This is a genomic window from Staphylococcus sp. FSL W8-0271 (genome assembly GCF_038006605.1).
In the GTDB taxonomy this organism is placed as follows: domain Bacteria; phylum Bacillota; class Bacilli; order Staphylococcales; family Staphylococcaceae; genus Staphylococcus; species Staphylococcus cohnii.
Map to the genome: position 1 here is coordinate 1 of NZ_JBBOVM010000003.1, position 17,109 is coordinate 17,109.

General features: G+C 28.2%; 18 protein-coding genes, 1 tRNA gene and 1 pseudogene. 12 read left to right on the forward strand and 8 right to left on the reverse strand.

What is annotated here, in order from left to right; genetic code table 11:
- From NST87_RS13225 to NST87_RS13265, 9 genes and pseudogenes are all read left to right on the forward strand, one after another.
- Nucleotides 1-939, forward strand: a complete 939-nt coding sequence (locus NST87_RS13225) for a replication initiator protein A (RefSeq protein WP_340721785.1) — start codon at nucleotides 1-3, stop codon at nucleotides 937-939.
- Between the two features lie 16 nt (nucleotides 940-955).
- Nucleotides 956-1,258: pseudogene (locus tag NST87_RS13230) on the forward strand (protein rep); the annotation flags it as partial.
- Nucleotides 1,259-2,045: 787 nt separating this feature from the next.
- On the forward strand, nucleotides 2,046-2,264 hold the full coding sequence (locus NST87_RS13235) for a VraH family peptide resistance protein (RefSeq protein ID WP_000153199.1): 219 nt from the start codon (nucleotides 2,046-2,048) through the stop codon (nucleotides 2,262-2,264).
- A 231-nt stretch (nucleotides 2,265-2,495) separates the two neighbouring features.
- A complete protein-coding gene (locus NST87_RS13240; RefSeq protein ID WP_002472504.1) occupies nucleotides 2,496-3,113 on the forward strand; it encodes a CadD family cadmium resistance transporter in 618 nt (205 codons plus the stop codon).
- Nucleotides 3,114-3,131: 18 nt separating this feature from the next.
- Nucleotides 3,132-3,479, forward strand: a complete 348-nt coding sequence (locus NST87_RS13245) for an ArsR/SmtB family transcription factor (RefSeq protein WP_002508637.1) — start codon at nucleotides 3,132-3,134, stop codon at nucleotides 3,477-3,479.
- A gap of 1,033 nt (nucleotides 3,480-4,512) precedes the next feature.
- Complete coding sequence (locus NST87_RS13250) at nucleotides 4,513-4,926, forward strand: plasmid mobilization protein (protein WP_070657352.1); 414 nt, start codon at nucleotides 4,513-4,515, stop codon at nucleotides 4,924-4,926.
- A gap of 99 nt (nucleotides 4,927-5,025) precedes the next feature.
- A complete protein-coding gene (locus NST87_RS13255; protein WP_340721786.1) occupies nucleotides 5,026-5,817 on the forward strand; it encodes a nuclease-related domain-containing protein in 792 nt (263 codons plus the stop codon).
- A gap of 124 nt (nucleotides 5,818-5,941) precedes the next feature.
- Nucleotides 5,942-6,037, forward strand: coding sequence for a type I toxin-antitoxin system Fst family toxin (locus NST87_RS13260; protein WP_081338801.1), 96 nt, complete (start codon nucleotides 5,942-5,944; stop codon nucleotides 6,035-6,037).
- Between the two features lie 385 nt (nucleotides 6,038-6,422).
- Nucleotides 6,423-7,460 carry a 2,3-butanediol dehydrogenase gene (locus tag NST87_RS13265; RefSeq protein ID WP_019467783.1) on the forward strand — a complete coding sequence of 346 codons (1,038 nt, stop codon included), beginning with the start codon at nucleotides 6,423-6,425 and terminating at the stop codon, nucleotides 7,458-7,460.
- 135 nt (nucleotides 7,461-7,595) lie between these two features.
- Here the strand turns inward: NST87_RS13265 and NST87_RS13270 are convergent, their stop codons facing one another.
- The 4 genes from NST87_RS13270 to NST87_RS13880 all read right to left on the reverse strand — a co-directional run bounded on the left by NST87_RS13270 (nucleotide 7,596) and on the right by NST87_RS13880 (nucleotide 9,780).
- Nucleotides 7,596-7,970, reverse strand: a complete 375-nt coding sequence (locus tag NST87_RS13270; RefSeq protein ID WP_040030643.1) for a hypothetical protein — start codon at nucleotides 7,968-7,970, stop codon at nucleotides 7,596-7,598.
- Between the two features lie 7 nt (nucleotides 7,971-7,977).
- The gene (locus tag NST87_RS13275; protein WP_040030644.1) at nucleotides 7,978-8,502 is read right to left on the reverse strand and encodes an acyl-CoA thioesterase; all 525 of its coding nucleotides are present in this window, start codon (nucleotides 8,500-8,502) and stop codon (nucleotides 7,978-7,980) included.
- A gap of 109 nt (nucleotides 8,503-8,611) precedes the next feature.
- Nucleotides 8,612-9,499: a cidABC operon transcriptional activator CidR gene (gene cidR, locus NST87_RS13280; RefSeq protein WP_019467786.1), complete on the reverse strand. Its 888-nt coding sequence runs from the start codon at nucleotides 9,497-9,499 to the stop codon at nucleotides 8,612-8,614.
- An 86-nt stretch (nucleotides 9,500-9,585) separates the two neighbouring features.
- On the reverse strand, nucleotides 9,586-9,780 hold the full coding sequence (locus NST87_RS13880; protein WP_133171610.1) for a hypothetical protein: 195 nt from the start codon (nucleotides 9,778-9,780) through the stop codon (nucleotides 9,586-9,588).
- 459 nt (nucleotides 9,781-10,239) lie between these two features.
- Here NST87_RS13880 and NST87_RS13290 point away from each other — a divergent pair, with 459 nt between their 5' ends.
- Both NST87_RS13290 and NST87_RS13295 read left to right on the forward strand, forming a co-directional pair.
- Nucleotides 10,240-10,914, forward strand: coding sequence for an IS6-like element IS257 family transposase (locus NST87_RS13290; protein WP_340721787.1), 675 nt, complete (start codon nucleotides 10,240-10,242; stop codon nucleotides 10,912-10,914).
- A 153-nt stretch (nucleotides 10,915-11,067) separates the two neighbouring features.
- Entirely contained in the window at nucleotides 11,068-12,120 is a 1,053-nt protein-coding gene (locus tag NST87_RS13295; protein ID WP_081256381.1) for a family 20 glycosylhydrolase, read from the forward strand.
- Between the two features lie 17 nt (nucleotides 12,121-12,137).
- On the opposite strand, the gene icaC is transcribed toward NST87_RS13295, so the two are convergent.
- From icaC to NST87_RS13315, 4 genes are all read right to left on the reverse strand, one after another.
- Nucleotides 12,138-13,190 carry a polysaccharide intercellular adhesin biosynthesis/export protein IcaC gene (gene icaC, locus NST87_RS13300; RefSeq protein ID WP_046467880.1) on the reverse strand — a complete coding sequence of 351 codons (1,053 nt, stop codon included), beginning with the start codon at nucleotides 13,188-13,190 and terminating at the stop codon, nucleotides 12,138-12,140.
- On the reverse strand, nucleotides 13,183-14,037 hold the full coding sequence (gene icaB / locus NST87_RS13305; protein WP_046467879.1) for an intercellular adhesin biosynthesis polysaccharide N-deacetylase: 855 nt from the start codon (nucleotides 14,035-14,037) through the stop codon (nucleotides 13,183-13,185). Before icaB ends, icaC begins: the two co-directional genes overlap by 8 nt.
- 268 nt (nucleotides 14,038-14,305) lie before the next feature.
- Nucleotides 14,306-15,535 carry a poly-beta-1,6 N-acetyl-D-glucosamine synthase IcaA gene (gene icaA / locus NST87_RS13310; RefSeq protein WP_046467877.1) on the reverse strand — a complete coding sequence of 410 codons (1,230 nt, stop codon included), beginning with the start codon at nucleotides 15,533-15,535 and terminating at the stop codon, nucleotides 14,306-14,308.
- Nucleotides 15,536-15,765: 230 nt separating this feature from the next.
- Entirely contained in the window at nucleotides 15,766-16,800 is a 1,035-nt protein-coding gene (locus NST87_RS13315; protein ID WP_150890120.1) for a family 20 glycosylhydrolase, read from the reverse strand.
- 176 nt (nucleotides 16,801-16,976) lie between these two features.
- Between NST87_RS13315 and NST87_RS13320 the strand changes: the two genes are divergently transcribed.
- Nucleotides 16,977-17,068 (forward strand) — tRNA-OTHER (locus NST87_RS13320).
- The last annotated feature ends 41 nt before the right edge of the window (nucleotides 17,069-17,109 follow it).

Genomic DNA, 17,109 nt, shown 5'->3' on the forward strand with positions numbered 1-17,109 from the left:
ATGCCAAATTTTGAGAAATATAATTTATCTCAAGTGAAAACTGAAAGATTCTATCAATTACCTAAATACTTATTTGAAGATGCATATTTCAAGAAAATGTCAGCAGAGGCCAAAATTATGTATGCATTATTAAAGGATCGTTTTGAATTATCTATACAAAATGAATGGGTAGATAAAAATAATAATATTTATTTTATTTTTAGTAACAAGCATTTGTGTGAATACTTAGGCTACGCTGAGCAAAAAATCATAAAATTAAAAAAGGAACTAGTGAAATTTAACTTACTTACTCAAGAGCGAGTGGGACTTAATAAGCCTAATAGATTATATCTATTAAAGCCAAATTATAATAATGAAATCAGTCATAGCAAGGAACTTCCAAATTCACAGTTCCAAAACAATGAATTTGGAAGTTCTGGAACTGTGAATTTGGAAGTTCTTGAACAGTTGAATTCACAGTCTAATGATACTGAATTTAGTAATACTGATTATATAGAGACTGAGAACAATGATACGAATGATTTGAATGATACACCTAACAATATTTCTGAAAACGCTCATTCGAATCATACAAATCATCAACAAACTGAATTTAATAATGATGCCTTAAAATTCCAAGTGCTTGAAGAATTGCCACAACAAATCAAAGATTACTTAAGTAATTTTGAAATTAGAGAAATTCGTATTATTAAAAGTGTTTTACTTAAAGGAAAAAAATCATTTAATAATGCTCATGATACATATTACCGTTTAGAAGACGTGGAGTTCGAACTTGTCAGTGTCTTAAAACGATTTAAAGCGATGTTGCTACAAAAAAATGAAACGGTTGAAGCTATGCAAGGTTATTTGATGCAATCGATTAAAGCTGAATTTAAAGAAATACATGCGCTCAACATGCGCCGTCAAAATATGCCTAAATACAATATATTTAATGAATAATTCAAATGAGCTTACAGCAATCAAAAAAACCTCAAAATATTCGGTTAAGGCATCTGATTTTTTAACGGATGATGATGAAAGAAATCAAGAAATCGTGAATGATTTGGAAAAAGGTTTATATCGAAAACGTATGTTGAGTTATGGTGGTTTGCTAAAACAAAAACATAAAATTTTAAATTTAGACGATGCCGAAGATGGTAATTTAATTAATACAAGTGACGAAGATAAAACAACAGACGAAGAAGAAAAAGCACACTCAATTACGGCAATTTGGAATTTTGAAAAACAAAATTATTGCTTAAAAGATTTGAAAAGATAGTTGGTGGTGTATTTATGAAAACCAAGAAAATTCGTAAGAAAAAAGAAGATAAAAAAGAGTCTGTAATTACATTCATACCAGAAATATTTGGTTTAATAATTCGTTTCTTTAAAAATATTTTATCTTAAATCGTTAGCTTAAAAGCTAGCGATTTTTATGTATTTTTGCCTCTGCGGGAACTATAGCGTTCAACCGGCATGGTTGACCAGTTTTCATGTTAACTTTTAAGTTTGCATGTAACTGGGCAGTGTCTAAAAAATTCTACACTGCTTTTGCTCAAATTTTTGTTTGTGAAAAGTAATTATTTTTATTTGGCTCTCATTTGCGTTTTAAGAGCCGATATAGGTTTTTAGGTATAAAACTATATAAATAACCCCTAATTCTTTAAAATGACCCTTTAAAATTCAAAATAAAGGCATAAAAAATAAAAGCTATCTCAAAATTGAGATAGCTTTTTTCTTTCGTACGGTCTGTTTATTTTTCTTTCGACGCCGTATCGTCGATGGAATTCAAAAAAGTTATGGGCTATAAATCTACATCACTTTTTCAAGAATGTAGTAGCAATATTCAAGACAAATTAATTTTTATAACTGCTCGGAATATCTCAAGCCGTTTCTTTAATTTTGAAATAAAAAATCGACGAAGGTCGATTATGGTTTTCGCACCGTTTGGAACAAACGTGTAAGTGCGCCCTTACGGGAATTAACTAGATTATAACGATGAAAAATAGACCTGTAAAGCGATAACTATTGTGATAAAGTTTGCTAAAAAGGAGTGTTTTATTTTTATGACTATCAAACAGATTGTGAATGATTTATTAAATAAAAAATGGTCTTTAGAAGATTTGTTTTGGTTAATTTTAATGTGTGTAATATTTAGTACTTTTACTACACCATTTTTAGGTATTCCGATTGGAGTTATTGCTTACTTTTTCTTTTTTTATAAAGATGATGATTTTGATGAGATAGCAGAAAAATATGATTATCAAGACGAGAATAAGAAATAGATCACGCATTTATGCCGAGAAAATTTATTGTGCGTTGAGAAGAACCCTTAACTAAACTTGGAGACGAATGTCGGCATAGCGTGAGCTATTAAGCCGACCATTCGACAAGTTTTGGGATTGTTAAGGGTTCCGAGGATCAACGTCAATAAAGCAATTGGAATAAAGCATCTATGATTATTTGAAAACATAAGTTATAATACATTCAAAAATATTTTTGAATGAGGTGTAATTATGATTCAGACTATTGTAACTGCTGCTATTCTTTATATTGCGACAGCAGTAGATTTATTAGTAATTTTATTAATATTTTTTGCTAGAGCAAAGACTAGGAAAGAATATCGAGATATTTATATTGGTCAATATGTAGGTTCTGTGGCATTGATTGTCGTAAGTTTATTCTTTGCCTTTGTCTTAAATTATGTTCCTGAAAAATGGATATTAGGATTATTAGGGTTAATACCGATTTATTTAGGAATTAAAGTAGCTATTTATGATGATTGTGAAGGAGAAAAGAGAGCTAAAAAAGAATTGAATGAAAAAGGATTGTCTAAATTAGTTGGTACGGTTGCAATTGTTACGATAGCAAGTTGTGGTGCTGATAATATTGGTTTATTTGTTCCGTATTTTGTGACATTAAGTGTTACTCATTTATTAATTACTCTGTTTGTCTTTTTAATTTTAATTTTCTTCTTGGTATTTACTGCACAAAAATTAGCTAATATTCCAGGAGTTGGAGAAATTGTTGAGAAATTTAGTCGTTGGATTATGGCTGTTATTTATATAGCTTTAGGTTTATTTATTATTATTGAAAATGACACTATTCAAACAATTTTAGGATTTATATTTTAATTTAGGGTGTGATTTTATATGAGTTATGAAAATGCTTGTGATGTGATCTGTGTACATGAGGATAAAGTTAACAATGCTTTAAGTTTTTTAGAAGATGATAAATCTAAGAAATTACTTAACATTTTAGAAAAAATTTGTGATGAGAAGAAATTGAAAATCATATTATCTTTGATTAAAGAAGATGAGTTGTGTGTTTGTGATATTTCTTTGATATTGAAAATGAGTGTTGCTTCAACTTCACATCATTTAAGGCTTTTATATAAAAATGAGGTACTTGATTTTTATAAAGATGGAAAGATGGCATATTATTTTATTAAAGACGATGAAATAAGAGAGTTTTTCTCTAAAAATCAGGAGGGTTTTTGAAACGAGTTTCTTCTTGTCTTGATAATGGGGAGATTAATTTAATCCGTTTTTAAATTTTAGCATGGAATCTAATATTGATAATAGAACTTATCGTTTCATTATTTCAGTTAACCGTATTGGTTTTAAAGGTAGTAAAATGTTATAATATAGATGTATTGAAGGAGGAGTGGCGACTCCTCCTAAAAAGTTAATTTAGTTTATTAACGCTTTAATTAGTGATGTAATAGCTCTTAACAGATTGATTAATGCTGTTAGGAGCTTTATTTTTTACCCTTTTAGACATTCCTCATTATACCTCTTTTAACAAATGTGATTATAACCTAACTATACTTTTGCTATATCTTCATTTCATTAACGATATGTTCACCTACTACTATATTACCCATTGAATCATTTTGAGTTTATAATTCACTTCATCAAAGTCTTTTTTAAATTCTATAAATTTCATTTTATTAATGAATGTTTATTTAACCGTTATATCAACATTAAATTAAGACTTACGCATTGCGGCATGTAAATTATTTAAATCGTTTGTTAAATTTACAGGGAGTCTAAAAGGAGTCCCGGACAACAGGATAAGGAGAAACAATGCCATTGCCATGGCACCCAGCATAGCTGGGGCATTCTAAACTTATCCTTAAAGACTCTGAACGCTGATATTACAGTATTTCTGAATCGTATTTAATGACGGACACAAAGGAATCGATGAAATTTTACATGGCATTTTCGTTGGAAAATTACAATGCTTTTATCCTTTGGGGCGCAAGGGATTTCGAAGCAGGGACTCTTTGGAGTCCCTAGAGACTCCCTAAAGGACTCCTTGTTTCCCTTCTAAATTAAGCAACATTTCATTCTATAATTTGTTAGTAATTACTTAGTTAAATATGATAAAGTAAAACTAAGTAATTGCTAAGCTAATAACTTGTTAAAATAGATGAGTATTTGCTTAGTTTATTTTTTATAAAAACATTGAGTAATTACTAACTATATTATTGAATGAGTGAGTGATTACTTAGTTTTGGAGGGGTCAAAAATGACTAATAAAAGTCATAGAAAAGCTAAAACAATCAATATCAATTTGACTGAAGAAGAATATAAAAAGGTAAAAGCATTAGCAGAAGATAGAGATTTAAATCCAACAGCTTATACACGACTTGCGGCATTAGGTAATCGTATCAAACCTACAGTTGTCTATAACACAGATGAATATACTGAACAGTTAAAAAAAGAAAAACAAACACTTGAAATGGCTTTAGAGACAAGCATACCAAAAGAAGATGTTGAACTTTTAGAAGCACAATGTGAAAGTTATAAAACTTATATGGATACATTCAAGAAGTTCTTGCAGTATGTACAAGAAGATGCGGAATATATTAATTTGAATGGATACAAGAGAGATGAACAATTAAAAGCAGAGATGAAAGATGCTATAAAGTCATTGATATAAATAGTTAAGGGGTAGTGTATAATGATTATCGTTTTGGTATTATGTTCTATTATCTTATTTTGCTTAGTAATTTATTTTTATAAAAAGAGCAATGATAATATGAAATTGAAGGAGAAAAAAGAACAAGCGCTAAATTCAAATATTGATAGTGAGAAAAACCAAAATAAAGATTTATCGGCTCGTTATAACGAACTAAGCCAAAAATATGAAGATGTGTGTAGGGAAAATAAAAACTTGAAAGAAAGTTATCGTTTAAGCTCTGTATCTAATAAAAACATGGGGGAAATCAAAGCTTCTAAAGAGTTACAAGAAATTTTTGAACAGTTGCAAGAAGAAGTTGATATCGACCATTTTGTAAAATTCGATAATCTTTTTTTGTACGATTTAAAAGAACCTAGACAAATAGATCATATGGTTATTTGCGATTATGGTATTTATATATTTGAAACAAAATATTGGGAAGGTGATATATATTACAATATATCTAAAGAAAGTTTAAAAGGTACTAAGCATGAATTATTGAATCGATACATCTTTTATAAGCAAGATGAAAATGAGCATCAAACTTTTGTTTTGAAATTAAATGAAAATGGGGAAATAGAATACCGTAAACATGGTAATCCTTATAAACAGATATATAAAACAATGAAGAAATTAAGCGCTTTTTTAAATAAAGAATATTTTATCAATAGTATTATATACTTTAATTATCACAATGATAAATATCATTTTGTTGATGGATCAGATAAAAGTAATGGGATAATTGGGGTAAATCAAAAAGAAAATTTATATGATTTATTAAAAAATAGAATGAAAAATTTCAAATTTGAAAAGTTGAATGAAAAACAAATAAAATATTTGAAGCAGAAATTTGAAAAATACAAAGTGTAAAATTAAATTATATTACATATTTCAACTTATCGGAAGTTATCTATAACTCAATGATTAGAAATGATATAATACAAAGGTCGTCGTTCACTTCTGTGCTGTATTTAGCATGGAAGGAGGTGACATCATGTTCAGTACACTATTTGTAACTATTATAGCTCCTATCGTAGTAGGAATTATACTCACATTATTTTCTTATTGGCTAAATAATCGTGAGAAGTAGTTTAGCGACGACATATAGCTAATACACCAAAAAGAGCCAGATAACTATTCGCAGTAGTTATCTGGCTCGGTGTTTATCATGTTAGTACACTATTTGTTATCTAAATTGTAACATCATAGTGCATAGGAATGCAAAATTAAGATCTATATACTAGGATAAAATAATAAAAAGAGTATTATAGGATTACTAATACTCTTTTTATTTTCTTTTTTTATTTATTTTTAGTGAAACGATGAATATATTAATATGTATTTAGATATTTTTAATTTTAAGTACACTTTATTCATATAATAATTTAGAAAAAATATATTAAAAGATTAATTTATTTGAAAACAACTTTTAAAAGGAATACTATTAAATTAACTAAATCAAGGAGGTTTTATCAATGAAAGCAGCAGTTTGGTATGGCCAAAAAGATGTACGAGTTGAAGACCGGAAATCTAAAGAGTTACAAGAGAACGAAGTGAAAGTTAAAGTGTCTTGGGCTGGCATTTGTGGTACAGACTTACATGAATACTTAGAGGGACCCATATTTATTTCAACAGATAAACCAGACCCTTTTCTTGGTCAAAAAGCGCCTGTTACATTAGGCCATGAATTTGCGGGCGTAGTAGATGATATTGGTTCTAAGGTTACACAGTTTAATAAAGGCGATCGTGTTGTCATTAATCCTACAGTTTCAAATCGTAAAAAAGAAGAAGATATTGATCTTTATGATGGTTATTCATTTATAGGCTTAGGTTCTGATGGTGGATTTGCAGAATTTACGAATGCCCCAGAAGAGAACGTTTATAAGTTACCAGATAACGTTTCTGATAAAGAAGGCGCCCTTGTAGAGCCAACTGCTGTTGCAGTTCAAGCAATCAAAGAAGGTGAAGTTCTATTTGGAGATACAGTTGCTATTTTTGGTGCAGGGCCAATCGGTTTATTAACAGTAATAGCTGCCAAAGCTGCAGGTGCAAGTAAGATATTTGTTTTTGATTTATCGGAAGAAAGATTGAATAAAGCTAAAGCAATAGGTGCTACTCATACTATAAATTCTGGTGAATCAAACCCAAGTGATGTTATTAATAAACATACAGATAATGGCGTGGATGTAGCATTTGAGGTAGCTGGTGTAGCGCCAACACTTAAATCTGCTATAGACGTTACTAGAGCAAGAGGTACTGTTGTTATAGTGTCTATATTTGGTCATCCTATTGAATGGAACCCAATGCAATTAACTAATACAGGTGTAAAACTTACTTCAACGATTGCTTATACACCTACTACATTTCAACAAACAATAGATTTAATTAATGAAGGTAATTTAAAAGTGAAAGATGTTATTACTGATGAGATAGAGCTAGATGATATTGTGGAGTCAGGATTTGAAAAACTCGTAAACGATAAATCACAAGCAAAAATTCTCGTTAAGTTATAAAAATTAATAAAAGAGCCTCTCTAATTTAGGGAAGCTCTTTTATTAGCTAAAATATAGTTTGATTTAGTCAAGAAATTTGTGAGTTTTTATAATTCTTTTTATAATTCTTTAATCTAAGGATTGTTAATAAAGTTATTATTTAATAATTGTATTTTTAAATACAAAACTAGGTTCGGCACCTAAAATGATAAGAAATATTTGTGAGTATTTCACATTTTGGAATTTTAACATCATATCTTTAAAAATTACAAAATTACTATCTTTTTTAACTTTTTTAACTTCTTGTTCATATAATTTTAAAACAGATTCTCTTATTAAAGTTGGTCGCTTATTTTGAATAATTTCACGGTTATCTGAAAACATAAGTAATCCTAAATATTTATAATTGATACTTAATTGTCTTGTCAAACTAGCTATATATTCTAACTTTTCATACATATTAGGAAACTTGTTTTTTAATTTTTTCAAATCTAACTTAACTTGGTTTAATTCTTCCATTTCATTAATCATTTTATCACTACTCCAATTCCCATGGTTTATTGATATCAAGAGACTCAATTATATTTTTAGTTTGTGATCTTTTAATTTTTCGCATTTTAGCTCTTTCTTCGCCATCCATAAATAATAATTTTTCTTCTTTGGACTGAGGAGAGATTTTGGGTACTTTAATTGGTTTTTTCTTTTCATCCAAAGCTACAAAAGTAAGAAAAGCTACAGCAGCAATTTTTCTTTCTGCAGTGATCATATCTTCTGAAATGACTTTACAAAATATTTCCATAGACTTTTCTCCTGTATAAACTACATAAGATTCTATACAAACTGAATCAGATTGGGTGATTGGATATAAAAATTCTACTGAATCTGTAGAAGCTGTAACACATTCTTTAACTCTTGCATGTCTTCTAGCTGAAAGCGTTGCGTTATTATCAATTTTTTTCATCAACACCCCCCCAAATAGGGTATCATAATTGTTTAAATCATTAATTAATACTTGATCCGTACTGACAATTTTACTGTCACTAGGAAATTTATAATTTTCCATAAAAAACTCCCGTTTCTATAATGTTTATGTTCTAATTATAGAGCGAGAGTATATAAATATAAAATATCATTTTTTTATACAGCTATAAATTTCTCAAATACCTTTATATTTAATAGTTAATTAAGAAGTTTTCTTGGAGAAATTTAATCCAATTTTTTGTTAAAGAATCAACTATAATATCTTTTCTCCAAATAATGGCAAGTTCCCATTTCATGGAAGGTTCATTAATATCGATGGCTTTTAAATTATTATCTAATAATTCTAGTATTCCTTCGGGTAATATACATATTCCCAGATTATTTAATAACATTTCTTCTATGAAACTCCATTGGGTGGTTTCAAAAATCATATTAGGATTAAAGCCATAATCTCTACACGTATTTTTGATTTTATCGTTTAAATAGAAATCAGAATTAAATAAAATAAATTCTTGTTCTTTTAAATCTTCTATATTAACCGTTTTTCTTTTAGATAATTTATGATTTTTATGAACGACCAATTTTAATTTTTCTTCTAAAAAAGAGAATGTATTAAAGTTTTTATTATTTGTAGGCAGTACGGTAATCCCCATGTCTAAATCACCATAATATATATCGTTTTCAATTTTTTTACTACCATTTTCAAAAAGTTGAAAAGTTATATTAGGATACATTTCATGAAATTGTGAAATTAAGTTAATTAATATTCTTATATTAATAATAGTAGGTATTCCAATTTTTAAACGTCCTGTTTTTAATTCTAATAAATTACTTAATTCATTAGGGATATTATCATACATTTTAAGCATTTCTTTACATTGAAAAAAGAAAGCTTCTCCTGCGTCAGTTAAGTATATTTGATTTTTATATCTACTAAATAAGATTACTTCCAATTCTTCTTCTAATAATTTAATTGTATTACTAATTGTGGGTTGTGTAATAAAAAGACTAGCTGCTGCTTTGGTCATACTTTTTTGTTTTACAACTTCTACAAAATACTGCATATGTTTAAGTTCCAATAAATTTTCTCCTTTTTTATTATTCTGTATATCGATGAACGACTAAAACCTGTCTGTTCGGAAAATCTCTTCACCTGTAAGTTTTGTTAATCATATAGAAATTTGATTTCTCTTTGCTTGTGATCAGGTAATGAAGCTCTCGCACTTTTGTGGTCTCTTGCTCGTGAAGCTTCTAATCCTTTTTTAGGACTGTCACTTAACAAATTAACTTCGAGTTCAACGAATGTACTCATCGTGGTAAAGAATATCTTGCCGATCGCATCTTTCGTTAATACATTCATATCTATAGTATGAAATCAATACTGTTTTTAGCGAATCACTAAGATAACCCAATCAATTGTTCCGTTGTACGTCCAAAAGGATATAATTTATAGAGAACTAGAATATATCCTTCTCGTAAATAATCCCAAAACTTATCAAGTTCAATTCATTTCATTTTACGGTTACGTGATTTCTTACTAAAGATACGTTCACAGCCATATTTCTCAAGTGTATCAATCTTTTTTGAACTTTTTCGAGAACTATTAATGAAATCTAATTCTCGATGCAAATAAACACGTCTGTAAGCGTCTAAAAAACCAAGTTTTTAAAAATTTCCTTATTTAATTATTAATAGTTTCAAACGTTAATTCATATAAATCTTTATCGTCTAAATTAATGAACTTCCTCAATATTAACTCGATAGGTTCTGTTGCAAAGTTGAATTTATAGTATAATTTTAACAAAAAGGAGTCTTCTGTATGAACTATTTCAGATATAAACAATTTAACAAGGATGTTATCACTGTAGCCGTTGGCTACTATCTAAGATATGCATTGAGTTATCGTGATATATCTGAAATATTAAGGGAACGTGGTGTAAACGTTCATCATTCAACGGTCTACCGTTGGGTTCAAGAATATGCCCCAATTTTATATCAAATTTGGAAGAAAAAGCATAAAAAAGCTTATTACAAATGGCGTATTGATGAGACGTACATCAAAATAAAAGGAAAATGGAGCTATTTATATCGTGCCATTGATGCAGAGGGACATACATTAGATATTTGGTTGCGTAAGCAACGAGATAATCATTCAGCATATGCGTTTATCAAACGTCTCATTAAACAATTTGGTAAACCTCAAAAGGTAATTACAGATCAGGCACCTTCAACGAAGGTAGCAATGGCTAAAGTAATTAAAGCTTTTAAACTTAAACCTGACTGTCATTGTACATCGAAATATCTGAATAACCTCATTGAGCAAGATCACCGTCATATTAAAGTAAGAAAGACAAGGTATCAAAGTATCAATACAGCAAAGAATACTTTAAAAGGTATTGAATGTATTTACGCTCTATATAAAAAGAACCGCAGGTCTCTTCAGATCTACGGATTTTCGCCATGCCACGAAATTATCATCAAGCTAGCAAGTTAAGCGAACACTGACATGATAAATTAGTGGTTAGCTATATTTTTTACTTTGCAACAGAACCAGGTATACGCTATACAGTGGAAGTTTCTGCTAATAAATACTTTTACTTTCAATAGCATTTAAATTATATTTAAATTAAATAAAACTTAAATATAGGTGGTCTACATTAAAATTATTTTCTCAACTTCAACTTTACTTTCATATCTTTTTTTATTCAACTCTTTTTCTGTCCATGCTCAAGATTTTCAAAAGGGAATCAATGTTGATATAGCTAGAAAAGATTATTCCTTGAAATCACTCAAAAAGATTGTTGATACAATTCATGAGAATAATGGGGATTACTTACAACTTCATTTTTCTGATAATGAAAACTATGCAATTGAATCTCAATTTTTTAAACACGAAAATATAGCTTCACAAAATTATTTAAGTCAACAAGAGTTAAAGAACCTTATTCATTATAGTAATAAGTTAAATATAATGGTTGTTCCAGAATTTGATTTACCTTCTCATTCAAAAGCTTGGTTATTGTTATTAAAAAATGAAAATTCAAACTTACACGAAAATATCGTAAGCGATTATAGCGATGAAACAATTGATTTTTTTTCTAATCAAAAAGCATTAGAGATTAGCAAAAGGCAAATCAAAGAAATTTTAGATCTCTTTCATCAACCAAATTTTCAAAAAGAACAAAGAATAGTATTGGGCGGTGATGAGGTTCCTGGTGGAAAATCATACCAAAATGACTTCATTAATTTTATGAATGAAATTGGTGAATATGCTTATCAAAATGGATATGAACCACAAATATGGAATGATTCTATTACTAAAAATGGTTTGAAATTATTAAAAAATTACTTTTCAGTAATTTATTGGAAACAAAGTAATAATGAAAATAATGAACCAGGGATCACTGTCGAAGATTTTTTAGACTATAATTTTAAAGTTTACAATTATAATTTTTATTCACTATATTTTTTACCTTCTAAAAACTATAGCCCAACTGATATAGAAGAACAAACTAGCTATATCAGTTGGGCATATAATCACAATAGTTTTTACTATTTAAAGAATCCATATTATGAAGTAGATTCTTTAAATATCCAAGGTTCTGCTTTAAGCTTTTGGGGCGAGCATGCTACAGGCATGAGAGAGGAAGAAGTTCTCAACCAAGAACTACCACTTATACGCACATATTTAAATAAATAATACTTTTAAACTTTGCTTTATTTTAAATCTAGTTTTAAGCTATAGGGCTGTTTACCAATAACAAATCTGAAAATATAAAATTCTCTTAGTATAATGCCCACACCTATGCATAGACCTAATATAAATAATAATGACACTGCCAAGAAAATAAAGGTATGGTCAATATATACTGAAGTATTTTCATAAAGAGCATCTATAACAATAGGATGCAATAAATATACAAAGAACGAAAAAGTATTAACTAAATTTATAGAATAAAACATAAATTCCTTAAAATGAAGGGTTGCACCGAGTAATAATAAAAACATGAAAGAATGATAAAAAATTAATGCTTCTGTATAACTAGTAACATTCCAATAATCATGAGAGAACATAATGATAAACAAAACAAAAGATAAAATTGCTAAAACCAAAATTATAAATAAATAATTCCTTAAAAAAGCAGTTATATTATTGTAGTTCTTCCCAATATAACCACCTAAAAAAAAGAAAAATATCCAACCTAAAATGAAGGTATTGTCACTTAAAGGATAAATAGCATGGAAATTTTCAGCAAATTCATTATTATTGTGTAGTAAATGTAAAAAAGTTATTTGAATTATTAAAGAAATTAATAGTATTACCTTGCTTTCAAAAATCTTACTTGAAATTTTATATATAAAATAACTTAGTATAAAATATTGTAAAATAACTATAATAAAATAACCATACCAATATCCTAAAACAACGTTTTCATAAAATTGATGTAAAAATGGACTATTTAATTTAAGCGATTCTGTATAACAGTAAAATAACCCGATGGTTAAATAAGGAATAAAGATATATTTAAATCTAGACCATAAATATTTAAATGTTATTTTCTCATAATTCAAAGTTGTTAATAATTGAGATAAGATAATAAAACTCGGTGTACCAAAGATAACAATATTTTGAACATAATAAAGAAGTTTTAATTGGTTTATTTCAGTATCATCAATATCGTTCATCATTTGAGTTAACAAATGAGTTACTATAATAAGTATACAAATAAACGCACGTAAATATATTAACTCAGTCTTTTTTTTATTCATTTTTAAATCCATCCCACTTCTGAATTATTTGATGAAATGCATCATCACTTACAAGTATTCGTGGAATGTAATAATTATCATCACCAGGTTCCACAGGCCTTTCCTCTAACACATAACCATATTTTATACCTGCTTTTTTCAAATTTTTCTCTTTTTCTTGATCTATTTGGCCATAAGGATATGCTAATGACTCATTATCGTAATTGAAATGTTTTTTTAAATATTCATTACTTTTACTAATATCATCTACAAAGTTTTTATTTGAAGTTTTCACCATCATAGATTTGTTTTTACTTAATTTATGTAAATTATTAGTATGAGAACTAAAAGTCCATAAACCTGATTTTTTCATTTTTTTCAATTCTTTTAGAGTTGTCAAGTTTAAGTTATTAAAATTTTCAGCTCCAACATTCCCAGTAATAACAAAACCCGTAGCCGGAATATTATATTTTTCTAATACGGGGTGTGCATTTTTATAAATTGATTGATCCATATCGTCAAAATTTATCCAAACACTTCTTTTAGGAAATTTCCCAATTTTCTTATACTTAATAAACTCTTCCTCAGTTAAAAAATGGGCATGATGTTCTTTTAACCATTTAATTTGCTTTTCAAATTGCTCTTTAGTAATACTGTAGGTTGAAAGTTCTTTACTATTTGAAAATATAGATAAAAAGTCATCGAAAAAGTTATCGTTTCTAATGCGATGATAGTTTAAAGCAAGTGCGCTATTTTCTTTGTATTTTATTTCCTTTTCTTTAGATTGAACTTTTTGGTTGTTCATTATTAAGTTTGAACTTATGATAATAAGCAATATCAAAGTAAATAATAGTAATCGTCTACTCATAGATTTCCTTTACTTCCTTTCAATTTTTGTGTGATAAGAGATAATGTTAGCAATGAAAAAGTAATGGTTGCAAAAATTGCTATGAGTTTAAAAAGATAGTTTATATCATCAATTTCAATATTAAGTACTGTTCTTATCATTAGAACTGTTTCCACATTAATATGTAACAATGAACCACCAATCACTATAATTGCAGTACAACAATATAACCAGAACATAGCAGTGAAAAGAAGAACACATATTTCTCGTATTACATTTAAACTCGATTTTACCGTTTGATGTTTCCCCTGTCTGGACTTGACCAAGTTGCATACACCCCTTTCTGCCTTTTTAAAGCTTTTGGAAAGGCAACAATTGCTACTAAAGCATTAAGAACCCAATACACAGTTGGGTACCAACTTAGAAAAACAACTATAAATACATTTACTTTTTCATATTTGCTATCAATAATAAGAGAAATAATAAATTGAACTGTATTAATGAAAGTTAAAACAAATGCAGAAAGAATAATAATAGTGAATTGATATTCTAGATAATATATGTCTAAAAAATTTGCATTAATAATTGTCAAACCTAGTAATAGGACAACGCAATAAACCCAAATAAGCGAAAAAATTTGTTCGAAAAGTAAAAAGTACAAAGGAAAATTAAAAGACTTAATTCCCTTTTTGAAATCCCTGATCAACACCTCTTGGCCACCTTGTGCCCATCTTACTCGCTGTTTCCAAAGACCTCCAATAGTTTCAGGAACAAGCATCCAGCACAATGCTCGTGGCTCATATTTAATCTGAAATTTGTCAATATGAAACTTCCACGATATAGCGATATCTTCAGTTATCATATCTATATCCCATTTCCCAACCTTTTCAACTGCTTCTTTTTTAAACAATGTAAAAACACCTGAAATTGTATTTATTTTTCCAGCGATGGATTGTGTTCTTTTAATACTACCTACCATACTTGCATATTCTATTGTTTGAATTTTACCTAATATAGAACTTTTATTTCTAATCCTAGGGTTGCCTGTTACGGCTGCAAGATTAGAATTTTTTTTGAAGTTTTCTATCATGAAATATGGTGCTTTTTCGTCAATGATTGTATCGGCATCGATACCCATAACATAGTCATATGTCGCATACTTTATTCCTTCATTAAGGGCGTTAGCCTTGCCGTTATTTTCTTCTAAATTCACAAATACAAAATCTAATTTTTCTTTCAATTTTGACACAACTTTTTCAGAATCATCAGAACTTCCGTCATTAATTACAATAATCTGTTTGTTCGGAAACTCTAAATTTAATACGTTTTTAATCGTATCTTCAATTGTTTCTTCTTCGTTGTAGCAAGGTATTAAGAATGATATACCTTCTCCATATGTCTTATATGTAGGTTCATTTTTGTTTTTAATTTCCCTTAATAATGCGTAATATAGTGTCCCAATAATCCAATAAACCGACATGAACAGTGGATATAACAATAGCAAATTGTATAGTTTCATTTAATCTCCCCTAACTAACTATCACTCATAATAATACACTCAATAAATTTTTACAAAATTTTATTCATTACATTTTTGTTACTTTATAATTGTATTGTTAAACTAAAATATATGATAAGTAAACGCTAACATACCATTTTTTTATAATAATGTTCTTTATTTTGTAATAATTTTGTAATAGTAAATCACAAACTAAAAAGCGTATTCCATATCAATATGGAATACGCTTTTTAGTTTGTGAGAAATACTTCAATATAAGATGATATATAATCTACCAATTCATTTTGCGTCATATCATCAGCATGTTCGCCCCAAAAGGTAATATTTTCGCCATTTATATTTGTCCCTACGTACTTAGTAAAATCATTATTTAAATCGCTAAAGTCATTTAAATTTGCCTTAATAATATTACTTTTATTTATATTAAAATCTTGTAATCCCTCATTTAAAGAAGGAAAAAGATAATAACTATAACTATTGTAATTTTCGATACTATAATCTTGTTTTAAAAAATCATCTACAGATGCTAAGTCGGAGCTTTTTCTCTGCCAAAACATTATTATAATATTGTTATTTAAGGTTTTTAAACCATTAGTAGTTATTGAATCGTTCCACAATTTTACAGTGTAATTTTCTTCTAGAGCTACTTTTGTTATTTCATTCATAAAGTTAATAAAATCATCTTGTTGTCTAATACTTCCAGGAACTTCATCACCCCCCAAAACAATCTTTTGTTCGTTTTTAAACTTGGGCTGTTCAAACATCACTAATATTTCTTTTATTAGTTTGCGGGATACTAATATTGATGCTTTATTGTTATGATAATCTACCATTTCATTACTATAATTAGATACCACATTCCTATATAGATCCTCGTCTTTCTTCCTTAACAGAGTTAGCCATCCTTTAGAATGGCTTGGTAAATCTATATCTGGGATAACTTGAATATTTTTTTTATTAGCAAATTTTATTAATTCTTCTAATTCTGATTTAGTCAAAAAATATTTGTTTTTCTTATTAGCGGTTTGATCTAAATAATTTGAGTTAATAGTATAGTTTTCATTATCAGAAAAATGAAGTTGTAAATAACTTCCATTGTATTCACTAATTTGTTGTACTATTTTCTTCAAACTATCTTTAGAATAATATTTTCTAGCGATATCTATTGTTACACCCTTTTCTATTTTAGCTTGGCTTAATTGTTCCGGTAAGACAGTACATAAAACAGTACTTATTATGATAATACTTATAAATTTTTTAATCATTTTTCCACCCATAATTTTACGTTATTAGTTCATATATAATAACATAATTAAGAGTTATAGGTAGTGATTGTGCATGATATATACAATCTATTTAAAATGATAATAAACTTAAGTTTGTAATAAAGTGGTTTACATTTCTATTTAAAAAGTATATGATGGAAAAGCAGTTAAATTTTGGAGGGATACCCAAGTCTGGCTTAAGGGAAATTAATATTTATTATTAATTAGGAGCTTTGCGCTTGCGTAGGTTCGAATCCTTCTCCCTCCGTTGAGTTTCATTTTTAAGTCAAGCCTTTTAAAGTGCTTGGC

Excerpts from the sequence above, each read along its gene's own strand:
- NST87_RS13225 (WP_340721785.1), top strand. The coding sequence starts at position 1 with ATGCCAAATTTTGAGAAATATAATTTATCTCAAGTGAAAACTGAAAGA.
- NST87_RS13315 (WP_150890120.1), bottom strand. The coding sequence starts at position 16,800 with ATGATTAAAAAATTTATAAGTATTATCATAATAAGTACTGTTTTATGT.
- NST87_RS13235 (WP_000153199.1), top strand. The coding sequence starts at position 2,046 with ATGACTATCAAACAGATTGTGAATGATTTATTAAATAAAAAATGGTCT.
- NST87_RS13255 (WP_340721786.1), top strand. The coding sequence starts at position 5,026 with ATGAAATTGAAGGAGAAAAAAGAACAAGCGCTAAATTCAAATATTGAT.
- NST87_RS13265 (WP_019467783.1), top strand. The coding sequence starts at position 6,423 with ATGAAAGCAGCAGTTTGGTATGGCCAAAAAGATGTACGAGTTGAAGAC.
- NST87_RS13880 (WP_133171610.1), bottom strand. The coding sequence starts at position 9,780 with ATGAATGTATTAACGAAAGATGCGATCGGCAAGATATTCTTTACCACG.
- icaB (WP_046467879.1), bottom strand. The coding sequence starts at position 14,037 with ATGAGTAGACGATTACTATTATTTACTTTGATATTGCTTATTATCATA.
- NST87_RS13270 (WP_040030643.1), bottom strand. The coding sequence starts at position 7,970 with ATGATTAATGAAATGGAAGAATTAAACCAAGTTAAGTTAGATTTGAAA.
- NST87_RS13250 (WP_070657352.1), top strand. The coding sequence starts at position 4,513 with ATGACTAATAAAAGTCATAGAAAAGCTAAAACAATCAATATCAATTTG.
- NST87_RS13260 (WP_081338801.1), top strand. The coding sequence starts at position 5,942 with ATGTTCAGTACACTATTTGTAACTATTATAGCTCCTATCGTAGTAGGA.
- icaA (WP_046467877.1), bottom strand. The coding sequence starts at position 15,535 with ATGAAACTATACAATTTGCTATTGTTATATCCACTGTTCATGTCGGTT.
- icaC (WP_046467880.1), bottom strand. The coding sequence starts at position 13,190 with ATGAATAAAAAAAAGACTGAGTTAATATATTTACGTGCGTTTATTTGT.
- NST87_RS13275 (WP_040030644.1), bottom strand. The coding sequence starts at position 8,502 with ATGGAAAATTATAAATTTCCTAGTGACAGTAAAATTGTCAGTACGGAT.
- NST87_RS13290 (WP_340721787.1), top strand. The coding sequence starts at position 10,240 with ATGAACTATTTCAGATATAAACAATTTAACAAGGATGTTATCACTGTA.
- NST87_RS13245 (WP_002508637.1), top strand. The coding sequence starts at position 3,132 with ATGAGTTATGAAAATGCTTGTGATGTGATCTGTGTACATGAGGATAAA.
- NST87_RS13240 (WP_002472504.1), top strand. The coding sequence starts at position 2,496 with ATGATTCAGACTATTGTAACTGCTGCTATTCTTTATATTGCGACAGCA.